The sequence below is a fragment of the Enterococcus sp. AZ067 genome (genome assembly GCF_051715005.1).
GTDB lineage: Bacteria > Bacillota > Bacilli > Lactobacillales > Enterococcaceae > Enterococcus_D > Enterococcus_D casseliflavus.
Map to the genome: position 1 here is coordinate 2,650,160 of NZ_JBIOSY010000001.1, position 9,841 is coordinate 2,660,000.

The window sequence follows — 9,841 nt, forward strand, 5'->3', positions numbered from 1 at the left end:
TGGCTGACTTGTCTGTTATGAATCTAATATATTCATTCCTACCGCTTTTTCCACATTTTGCTGAATGCGTGCCATGCCGATCCCTAAACTACCCGTACTACTTGGAATCGGAATGATCGCCGGTGTCGGTACTTCTTCGTAACGACGAACGATCGGTTCTAATTGCTCGATCAACCGCTCGGTCAAAAAGATCACACCATACGCTTCAGCCATCTCTTCTAATTGTTGGGCGGCTTCATCCAAATCGCTGACTGGAAAGATATCGATCCCCAGCCCTTTGAAAGGCAAGATCGAGTTCTTACCACCCATCATTGCTATTTTTTTATGCATAACTATCACGCACCCGACTTCTTAAAATCTCTTCTGGCACCTTATTGATTTTACCAATCAAGAGAATACGCAAATTCTTGCTTTCAATTTCCTTGGCATACAGATACCCTGCCAATGCTGACGGCCCAAAAGGCACGATTTTTTGTTCTTTGAGCTTCGCCATTAGAAAATTGTCTTTACGTATATCAAAGGTATTCAAGGTCTTCTTTTCTACCAATTCTTCATAACTATGATTGATCAGCTCTTTATAAGGGGTTCCTTGCAAGTATCCCACAAACGCCTCAAGAGAAGTCGTGATTTCTGCTAACAACTCACTTGCAGGTAAATTCCCATGGTCGGCTAAAACTGCGCTGATAAAGCCGCGCTTGCGTTTCATCGCGTAACTGCGCAACGTTGTTGAAATATTGAAGATATCGATTTGACGGCGAATCAAGCTTTGCAGCAGATCGTCGTCGTATTCTTTGCCAATCGTCCACAATTGTTCCCAATAGTGGTTATCAAAGATGATGTCGATCGATTGGACCTCATGGTAGTTCTCAATATAAGAGAAGACTTCTTCCACACAATCAACCATCTCTTTGGCAACAAGATTGCTTTTTCTGGTCTTGACCAGATCCTTAAGGACGGAAAGCGGCTGGGTACCAATTGGGACAAGATATTCAGAAAAATCTTCTTGCATGTACGCCGCTTTTACCAAGACTTTCAGATTTTGATAGTCATATTTCAAAGCAAAGAAATCAACGATCGCTTTTTCCGGTGTCAGCTGATACATCGTGTCGTATACCCGTTTCAACTCCGCCATCAACACATGTTCAAAGTCGTGTACACGATCATCCTCGTTGATGAAGTCACCATAAACCGTTTCTTGCAACATACCGTAGATTTCTTCTGCGCTAGCAGCCGAGAGCATCCGCTCATAGCGGCTGCGATCGAATAATTGCGATTCATACGTCCGAATTCTCGTATTTAAGGTATTGTATTTGATGTCATTCATCTGTTTGCACCTGCTTACTGTTCAAAAATCAATTGCAGTAACGTATTGCTTAACTCTTCTTTGTTGGCTTCTAGTAGCGCATCAAAAGTAAAATTCAACTCGATCGCTTCTTGTCGCAACAAAAAGCCACCCTTACGAGGGATCGTTTTATTTACCAGTTTCAGCTGAACATCTGGGGCAGATGCCTGCAATTTAGCGAGGAGCTCCTCATCCACTAAATGGCGGGTCTTCTCACCTAAAAGCAACTCAACCTCACCAGTTAACCTTGCATTCGCCAAGCCATTAGCGATAAACGCATAAAATGCTGCTTGATCCATCGTATTTAAACGGGTCAAAGCCTCAGTAAACAGCTCATCTAAGACCGACTGCTTTGCTGCCAAGACCTTGTTTCTTGATTGAATATGCACATCTGAGATTTCCAAATACATCGTCGCACGTTTTTCTTTTTCATAAAAAGCTAACCGTTCACTAAGTTCTTTTTCTAATTGCGTTCGCTTTAAGTTTTCTTGATTTTCACTTTCTTTTTTCGCTTCTTTGATTTGCAGCTGGTATTTCTTTTCCGCATCAGCGGTTATTTTATCAGTTAAACGTGTAATATCAGACATTCACTTTTCCCTCCTCTTAATTCAAGACAAGCAAGAAGGAAATAACGAACCCTAAAATACAATACGTTTCCATCATCGCTACCAAGATAATTCCTTTGGTCACATGTTCTGGTTTTTTGGCTAAAATCTGCATCGCAGCACTTGCGGCACGTCCTTGCCATTTTCCGGCTACGATCGCTGTTAATGCGATTGGCAATGAAGCAATAAACAAGTACAATCCGCGATCGAATGAGAGCGAACCGCTGATCTGACCAAAGATCATAAAGGAAATTACGAATCCGTATAACCCCTGAGTACTAGACAGCAACTCTAAGATCAACGCTTGTCCGAATTTCTCTGGCTGCTCTGAGATCAAGCCTGACGCTGCTTCACTGGTCATCCCAACACCAATCGTTGATCCGATACCGCCGCAAATCGTTGCGGTCGCTACACCTAAAGCTGCAAAAACAATTCCACCATTTTCGTAAAAGAAACTAATCCAATTTTCCATTATTGTCCTCCTGTAACTTCTCTTCTGAGATGATCTCTACATAGTTTTCATTTGATTTGAAGGGGTCAAAGGCACGTCCGCCCCCCGTAAAGAATTTTCCAAAATACTCTAAATACTGCAAACGGATACCATGAACATACGCACTAAGGTAACTTAAGAAAATATTTAGGCCATGCAATGCCACAAATAATAAGATACCAACCGTAAACCGGGCTGCTGGCGGCAGGTAGCTGATGATCAAGTTGAAGGCTGAGGCGATACTTCCGCCGGCAACCCCTAACGCCATCAGACGGGTGTAACTGATCAAGTCACCAACATAATTGGTCACATCCATCAATCCGTACAATCCAGAACCGATTTTTCCGGCTAAGGTTTTACCTTCTAAACTGCCTCCGATGGCCACTGCTAATAGACTGGCAGCGATCATTACGATCCCAATCGTTTGTAACGGTGTGTCAGGGAAAAGCAGCATTCCTGCGGCAACAAAAGCCACACTGATCAAAAAGACGATCCATGAACCGGCTTGGAACATCGCGGCCAGTTTCTGGTCTTTTTTCTTCCATAGAATATAGAATTTCAGCGCCAAACCAAACATGATCTGGATGTACCCAAAAATCACGGATAAGACTAAGATCTGGTTGACATCATCCTGGGCAGACAACAGTTGGAATGAGAATTCAAATCCGAAGAAGTTGCCATAGATCAAGCCCCAAATAATCGTAGGGATCGAGCATAACTGAAAGAGGGTCAAGTTTTGTTCCAGCCCTTTGCTGAGGTGGAACAGCTTTTTCCCAAGAAACGTCGCCAGAAACAAAAGCAAACCATAGCCAAAATCGGCAACCATCATCCCGAATGCCACCATATAAAAAGGCGCCATAAATGGTGTCGGATCTAACTCGTCATATTGCGGCAAGCTGTACATCCGAACAAGTCCTTCAAAAGGTTTGATCCAACATGCGTTTTCTAATAAAATCGGCACATTACTAATCTCTTTTTCCGTCACTTCTTGGTATTCGAGGTAATAGTTATCCGTGGTTCCTTTTTTGATGCGTTTTTCTAATTCGGCCGTCCCATCAACAGGAACCCAGCCAGAAATCGAGACCGCATGAGTAGAACGTAAAAGCATCTTATTGCTTTTTAAGCGGGTGATTGCTCCATCTAAATACTCGGCAACGATCCGCAAAGTTTCTTGCTCGTTTGTCATTGCACGAAGAGAGGCTTTGATCTCTTTTTCTTCATCAATTAAACGTTGGGATTTTTCTTTCATCGTTTGCAGATCTTCTTCTGGGATGCCCTCATAAGGGTAGATGTATTGCTCAAAGGCTACTTTTTTAAGAAGTGAAGTTACTTTTTCTTTTACATCTTTGTGGAAAAGGACCAGTAAATAAGTGGTTGTTTGTGATTGATAAACAATTTCCACATAGACGAGCGGCAGCTTCTCACTGTTCGTCGTAAAGTCAGCCATTTCAGAAGTGGGAATCGAACCTAGCAAGCCACCTGATTTTTTTAATTCCTTTAAAACCGCTGGACGCTCTTTAAAATACTTCCAAATCGACAGCTCTGCTTCTTGTGCTAATACATCGCGTTTTTCTTGATCGATCAAGCGAAGACGTTTGTCTTGTTTACGAAGGGTCTGGCATAATTCTTGCCAGGGATAGGTGTGGGCTGTTTCAGCCAATTCTTGAAGGGTATATTTTTTGATTGGTTGCCGCAGTTGTGCCAGCATTCCTTTTTTGGGTACATATTCTTCTAAAAAATTTAAGCTCCAGTTGACTTGACCAAACTGGTTCTCCATTTCTTCTTCAGACTGTTCCTCGCGAACCGGTGTCAAAACACCCGTCGTTTCTTCAGAATCGTAGTATTTCTCCGAAGAAAGCAGTTCTACGCCCTGAAAGTCTTGCAGCTGCTCTAAAACAGCTTCTTTCTGATCGTAAAAGGTCAACAGACTGAACTTTTGCATTTTTGCAATTGCCATTTATGTCACAACCTTATTTATTATTATTGCCAATGCTTCTTCCTTTAACTCATTAGGGATCGTTCGTAGTGTTTCCACTTCTGCTTTCGTTTTAGCCATGAGCGGTTCTTTTGACTGTGTTAACTCAGCTGCGATTTTTTGATTGATTGCTTCTTTTTGTTGGGCTTCTTTTTCTGCCAACTCTTTTTTAAACGCCTTCAACCGTTCTTCGCGTTCTTGTGCCAATTGTTTTTTTTCTGCTTCCGCTTCTTGGTTTTTATTTTCAGCAAATTGCTCTGCTTCTTGTAATAATCGAATTGCATCTACTGCCATTTTCTCACCTGCTTTCCCTTTTTTTCCGCAAAAAAAACCACTACAAATCAAGCATATGGCATTCGCTGATCGTAGGGTGTCAAAAATCAATAAGTGGCAAATACCTTCACCTATTTCCGTTTTCTAATATAACCGTACCATAAATTTAGCGATAGAACAAGGTTCCTAGCGTTTTTTTATAGTCTTTACATATAAAAGTCACAAAAATTACACATTTTCACAAAAAGAAATCCTTTTCAATTTATAGGGGGTTAAATGATGACAAAAAAGAAAGATTAGAAACAGAATGCCGTTTCAAATCTTTCTTTTATTTTTCTCTCTTCTATTTCTTAACTTTCATAATTTCAAAGCAAAAATCCGTAATTAAAATAACAAAGATTCGTCCTACTCACGAATAAATGGCATACTCATACAGCGTGGACCTCCACGTCCGCGAACCAATTCACTTCCTGAGATCTCATTCAACTTGACGCCTGCCTCTTTTAACAACCCGTTGGTGATGGTATTGCGGTCATAGACCACGACTTCCCCTGGGGCGATCGCCAATGTATTGGAACCATCATTCCATTGTTCTCTGGCTGCTGCCGCTAAGTCGTCACCACCACAGCGAATCAAGTGTACTTCAGTCAAATCTAAATAACGGCAAAGAATGTTTTCCAACGTATCTTTTTCCTCATATACTCGCACACCGTCCTTGTGTTTAGTGATTGAATACAGCGAAAGTTCTCCCTCGATTTCTGGATGGATCGTGAACTTATCATGATCCACCATCGTAAAGACCGTATCTAAGTGCATAAATTTTCGTTCTTCACCAATATTAAATGCCAAGATATGTTCAAAACTCGGTTCTGTAGCAAAAATCGTTTCGGCAATTTTTTCGATAGAAGCAACCTCGGTTCGTTGAGAGATACCGATCGCCACGATTTTATCAGATAAAATCAGCTGATCGCCGCCTTCCATCCGCGTCGTTTCGTCCCGATGATACAAAAAGTTCGTCTCATTGCGGGAAAACATCGGGTGGTGCGTAAAAATTTGTTTTCCGTAGAGGGTTTCTCGTCTTCTCGTTGCAGAATACATTCGATTCAAGGAAACGCTATGACCAATCGTAGCAAACGGATCTCTCGTGAAATACAAGTTTGGCATTGGATCGATCAAAAAAGGATATTCCGTTTCAACGATCGCCGTTAAATTGCTAGCTCTTGGAATTTCTACCTCACTTTTTTTCAAGCCCGCCATCGTATGATCGATAAAGGAGCGATTATCTTTGATCGACAGGAAAAAATTGCGCACTTCGTTGCGAATCTCTTCATCAAGGATCGTTGTCTCATTTAAATAATCTTCTAAAAAAGCTTCTTTGGCACCGGTCGTCGACAATGTCTCTGCAGCAAGATCTTCCAAATAAAGGACTTCCACCCCTCTGTTTCTTAACGTCTCGGCAAAAAAATCATGCTCTTTTTGTGCTTGGTCTAGAAAAGGAATATCATCGAACAACAAGCGATCAAGATAATCCGGCATCAAGTTTTCCAATTCTGCTCCTGGACGATGCAACAGCACCCGCTTTAAGGGCGCAATCTCAGAAAAGATCTGTATTGGCTGGTTCATGGACTTTTCTCTCCTTCTTGGCAATTTTGTAGAATAACTTATGTCATTCTTTTTTTTGATTCTACATCACATAATTATTCATTTCTTCGACTCATCGTGTTTTTTCTACTCGTGATTCAAAGTTTTTTCGGATCATATAGTTATAAAAATGCATTTTTAAAAAAAGAAACCCCCGATAAAAAAACAACTAATAAAGAATATAAATTCTAGATACTTTAATTTACCGCCTTTTTCAATTGTATATTTTTGTTAAAAAAACAGCAAGGCAAAAGAACTGGCGGACTATAGCCCTAGTTGCGAAACCAGATTGAACTATCTTTGTTTTTTTGGATCATTTCATGATTTTCAAATGATACCGCTATCAAACAGATGAATATTTGATATGATTCAAGTATCTTGATACTAAAGAAACGTCTATAAAGGAGCGATTTGATGAAAACGCAACGTCAGCTTTACTATGGTGCCGACTACAATCCTGAACAATGGTCTAAAGAAGTCATTCTTGAAGATATGCGCTTAATGAAAGAAGCAGGTGTGAACTATGTAAGTATCAATATTTTTGGCTGGGTCAATCTGCAGCCAGATGAATCCACCTATGATTTTGACTTTCTGGACTGGTTGATGGATCTTTTATATGAAAACAATATCATGATCGACCTAGCCAATGGAACAGCTTCTCCTCCCGCTTGGCTTGTTCAAAAACACCCTGAGATGCTGCCTGTGACCATTCATGGCAATCGACTGGTTCATGGTGCGCGCCAGCACTACTGTCCGACTTCCCCTATCTATCGTCAATATGCCGCCGATTTGTCTGAAGCAGTCGCAAACCGTTATGCTAATCATCCAGGGCTGGTCATGTGGCATATCAATAATGAATATACCTGTCACATCCACGAGTGTTATTGCGATCATTGTCGGAAAAGATTTCAGACATGGTTAGCAGAGAAATATCTGACCATCGCTGGATTGAATGATGCTTGGTCAACGAAGTTTTGGAGTCAATCCTATGGCAGCTGGGAGGAAATTTTCTTACCAGAGGCAATGCCAACCTTCAAAAATCCTGCACAGCAATTAGACTACCGTCGGTTTCTTTCCGACATGAATCTGGAACTTTATCAAATTGAAAAGGCGGCGATTGCAAAATATTCCCATGACATTCCTTATATGACCAATCTTATGGGCTTACACAAATACGTAGATGGATTTAAATGGGCACCTGAAATAGATGTGGTCAGCTGGAATTCGTACCCGAATCCCTTTGAAAAAAACCCTTACCCGCAATTTCTTGCTAACGATTTAACCCGCAGCTTGAAGAAAAAGCCTTTCTTGATCATGGAGCAAGCCACCAGCGCCGTTAATTGGCGGCAAATTAATGGGGCAAAAACACCCAACCAGTTGCGTCTTTGGAGTTATGAATCGCTCGCTCATGGCGCTGATGGTATCATGTTCTTCCAATGGCGACAGTCTCGTGGCGGTGCAGAAAAATTTCATAGTGCGATGGTGCCTCACGGAGATCCTCAGTCAAGCCGTATCTTTCGTGAATGTGCACAATTAGGCAACGAATTTTCGCAACTGTCGGAAATCGTTGGGACGCGCTTCTTGGCTGATGTCGCGGTTGTCTTCGACTGGGAAAATTGGTGGGCGCTGGAATTGGATGCCAAACCAAGAACCTTAAAGTACATTCATCAGTTACGCAGCCTGTATGCCGCGCTAAGGGCGTTAAATCTGAGCGTAGACTTTGTCCATCCTTCCGAATCCCTAGATGGCTATCCTTTAGTGATCGCCCCAAATCTCTATTCAGCACCAGAAGCCTTCGGCAAGAAGATCCATGATTACGTGCGACAAGGTGGCATCTTCTTGACGAATTTCTTTAGTGGAATCGTCAATGAATATGACCAAGTCTATCTTGGTGGCTATCCAGGCTTGTTTAGAGACACCTTAGGGATCATTGTAGAAGAGTTTTACCCAATGAAAGCAGCTACCCATCACCAAATTGACTTCCAAGGTCGTCGGTACGACAATTCTCTATGGGAGGAAGTCATTCATCTAAATGGTGCGAAAGCTTTGGCAGCCTTCCAATTAGGTTATTTGTCCGATAAGCCAGCCATTACCATGAACCGGATCGACGATGGATATGCGTATTACGTAGGAACAGAATTGTCCCTTGAAGGTCTAACAACATTTTTAACGAGCATTCTGGAAAATCACAATTTAACGACTCATGCCCAGCACTTCTTGGCTGCTCCTACTGAAGTCTCCGTTACCTGCCGCAAAGGTGCTGGCTATACACTCGTCTTTTTCTTAAACCATACCGAGCAGACAATCAAAGTGAAGCTGAAAGCCCCTGGAGCAGACCTTCTAACCAAAGAAATCAGACAGTTGGTAGTTCTGAAACCAAAAGAAGTCGCAGTTCTTAAGTATATTGATTAATCTAAGCAAAGAACCTCCATGAAGCGATCGCTTCATGGAGGTTCTTTTATTGAGGTTACTAGATTAGAAAGGTTCATTAGACAAACGATAGGCATTTTCTAAACAAGAGGCTATCTTTTGTCTTAGCTCTCCATCACTTTTTTCTGAATAGTGATACTCTGGATTAGTCCAATGGGATTTGTCATACAACCAAACAGGCATTTTTTTCGCTTCGCCGGTTTCCCATTCATAACGGGGAAAAAGATGTGCATGAAGAAAGTTATCGGTATTTCCCAATAGTTCATAATTGATTCTCCATGGAGAACAAGCCTGTATTATAGCATCTCCTAAAAGAGTCATATCAGTTAAGAAAATCTGTCGCTCGCTTAAATCTAGATCATTTAAAGAAGCCACCTCTCTTTTAGGTAATAATACACAATATCCGGGAAGAAATTGGACATCGCCATAAACAGCAAAACTGCCAGGCAATTCTTTGATCACCATTGGATTTGTCCCATCTATCGCCGATTTGATTCTATTCTCATACCATTTCAATTTGATCCGCCCTCTTTCCTGTTCCTTGCAGCTATTCATGTAAAAACTATACAAGATTAAGGAAAGGCTTTCAATAGTAACAAAACAAAAAATCTTTGCTATATGAGTGGTCCTTCAAAATCGTATTTTTAGACTTTTATAAGCAAAAAAAATGTATCAATCTAATAAAAAACTGATACATCAATGATACCGGCGGCCGGGGTCGAACCGGCACGCCCTCAACGGGCACTGGATTTTGAGTCCAGCGCGTCTGCCAATTCCGCCACGCCGGCATGTTGAAAGGTTAGTATTTAGTACTAAGGCGGTAACCGGATTTGAACCGGTGATGAAGGTTTTGCAGACCTCTGCCTTACCACTTGGCTATACCGCCATTATACTATTGTTGCAATCTACAATCAAGTGAAGATTGTACTGGGGTAGCTGGATTCGAACCAACGCATGACGGAGTCAAAGTCCGTTGCCTTACCGCTTGGCTATACCCCAAAAATGAAAGGGCGAATGATGGGAATCGAACCCACGAATGCCGGAGCCACAATCCGGTGCGTTAACCACTTCGCCACACCCGCCGT

9 protein-coding genes and 4 tRNA genes are annotated in these 9,841 nt (G+C 41.8%); 1 reads left to right on the forward strand and 12 read right to left on the reverse strand.

Annotated features, from left to right (window positions below; all coding sequences use genetic code 11):
- Window positions 1–15: 15 nt before the first annotated feature.
- The 7 genes from IGI82_RS12545 to arcA all read right to left on the reverse strand — a co-directional run bounded on the left by IGI82_RS12545 (window position 16) and on the right by arcA (window position 6,308).
- Window positions 16–330, reverse strand: coding sequence for a V-type ATP synthase subunit F (locus IGI82_RS12545; RefSeq protein WP_005229240.1), 315 nt, complete (start codon window positions 328–330; stop codon window positions 16–18).
- Entirely contained in the window at window positions 323–1,324 is a 1,002-nt protein-coding gene (locus IGI82_RS12550; protein WP_438842296.1) for a V-type ATP synthase subunit C, read from the reverse strand. Before IGI82_RS12550 ends, IGI82_RS12545 begins: the two co-directional genes overlap by 8 nt.
- A gap of 14 nt (window positions 1,325–1,338) precedes the next feature.
- Entirely contained in the window at window positions 1,339–1,929 is a 591-nt protein-coding gene (locus IGI82_RS12555) for a V-type ATP synthase subunit E (protein WP_016621387.1), read from the reverse strand.
- A 16-nt stretch (window positions 1,930–1,945) separates the two neighbouring features.
- Window positions 1,946–2,419 carry a V-type ATP synthase subunit K gene (locus IGI82_RS12560; RefSeq protein ID WP_005237160.1) on the reverse strand — a complete coding sequence of 158 codons (474 nt, stop codon included), beginning with the start codon at window positions 2,417–2,419 and terminating at the stop codon, window positions 1,946–1,948.
- Window positions 2,403–4,394, reverse strand: coding sequence for a V-type ATP synthase subunit I (locus IGI82_RS12565; RefSeq protein ID WP_438842297.1), 1,992 nt, complete (start codon window positions 4,392–4,394; stop codon window positions 2,403–2,405). Before IGI82_RS12565 ends, IGI82_RS12560 begins: the two co-directional genes overlap by 17 nt.
- Entirely contained in the window at window positions 4,395–4,706 is a 312-nt protein-coding gene (locus IGI82_RS12570; protein WP_008380980.1) for a hypothetical protein, read from the reverse strand.
- 384 nt (window positions 4,707–5,090) lie between these two features.
- Entirely contained in the window at window positions 5,091–6,308 is a 1,218-nt protein-coding gene (gene arcA, locus IGI82_RS12575) for an arginine deiminase (RefSeq protein ID WP_438842298.1), read from the reverse strand.
- A gap of 432 nt (window positions 6,309–6,740) precedes the next feature.
- Between arcA and IGI82_RS12580 the strand changes: the two genes are divergently transcribed.
- Window positions 6,741–8,738: a beta-galactosidase gene (locus tag IGI82_RS12580; protein ID WP_438842299.1), complete on the forward strand. Its 1,998-nt coding sequence runs from the start codon at window positions 6,741–6,743 to the stop codon at window positions 8,736–8,738.
- Window positions 8,739–8,801: 63 nt separating this feature from the next.
- On the opposite strand, the gene IGI82_RS12585 is transcribed toward IGI82_RS12580, so the two are convergent.
- From IGI82_RS12585 to IGI82_RS12605, 5 genes are all read right to left on the reverse strand, one after another.
- Window positions 8,802–9,272, reverse strand: a complete 471-nt coding sequence (locus IGI82_RS12585) for an HIT family protein (RefSeq protein ID WP_438842300.1) — start codon at window positions 9,270–9,272, stop codon at window positions 8,802–8,804.
- A gap of 187 nt (window positions 9,273–9,459) precedes the next feature.
- Window positions 9,460–9,544 (reverse strand) — tRNA-Leu (locus IGI82_RS12590).
- A 27-nt stretch (window positions 9,545–9,571) separates the two neighbouring features.
- A tRNA-Cys gene (locus IGI82_RS12595) sits at window positions 9,572–9,642 on the reverse strand.
- Between the two features lie 41 nt (window positions 9,643–9,683).
- Window positions 9,684–9,755 (reverse strand) — tRNA-Gln (locus IGI82_RS12600).
- Window positions 9,756–9,765: 10 nt separating this feature from the next.
- Window positions 9,766–9,838 (reverse strand) — tRNA-His (locus tag IGI82_RS12605).
- Window positions 9,839–9,841: the final 3 nt, after the last annotated feature.

Excerpts from the sequence above, each read along its gene's own strand:
- IGI82_RS12545 (WP_005229240.1), bottom strand. The coding sequence starts at position 330 with ATGCATAAAAAAATAGCAATGATGGGTGGTAAGAACTCGATCTTGCCT.
- IGI82_RS12550 (WP_438842296.1), bottom strand. The coding sequence starts at position 1,324 with ATGAATGACATCAAATACAATACCTTAAATACGAGAATTCGGACGTAT.
- IGI82_RS12555 (WP_016621387.1), bottom strand. The coding sequence starts at position 1,929 with ATGTCTGATATTACACGTTTAACTGATAAAATAACCGCTGATGCGGAA.
- IGI82_RS12560 (WP_005237160.1), bottom strand. The coding sequence starts at position 2,419 with ATGGAAAATTGGATTAGTTTCTTTTACGAAAATGGTGGAATTGTTTTT.
- IGI82_RS12565 (WP_438842297.1), bottom strand. The coding sequence starts at position 4,394 with ATGGCAATTGCAAAAATGCAAAAGTTCAGTCTGTTGACCTTTTACGAT.
- IGI82_RS12570 (WP_008380980.1), bottom strand. The coding sequence starts at position 4,706 with ATGGCAGTAGATGCAATTCGATTATTACAAGAAGCAGAGCAATTTGCT.
- arcA (WP_438842298.1), bottom strand. The coding sequence starts at position 6,308 with ATGAACCAGCCAATACAGATCTTTTCTGAGATTGCGCCCTTAAAGCGG.
- IGI82_RS12580 (WP_438842299.1), top strand. The coding sequence starts at position 6,741 with ATGAAAACGCAACGTCAGCTTTACTATGGTGCCGACTACAATCCTGAA.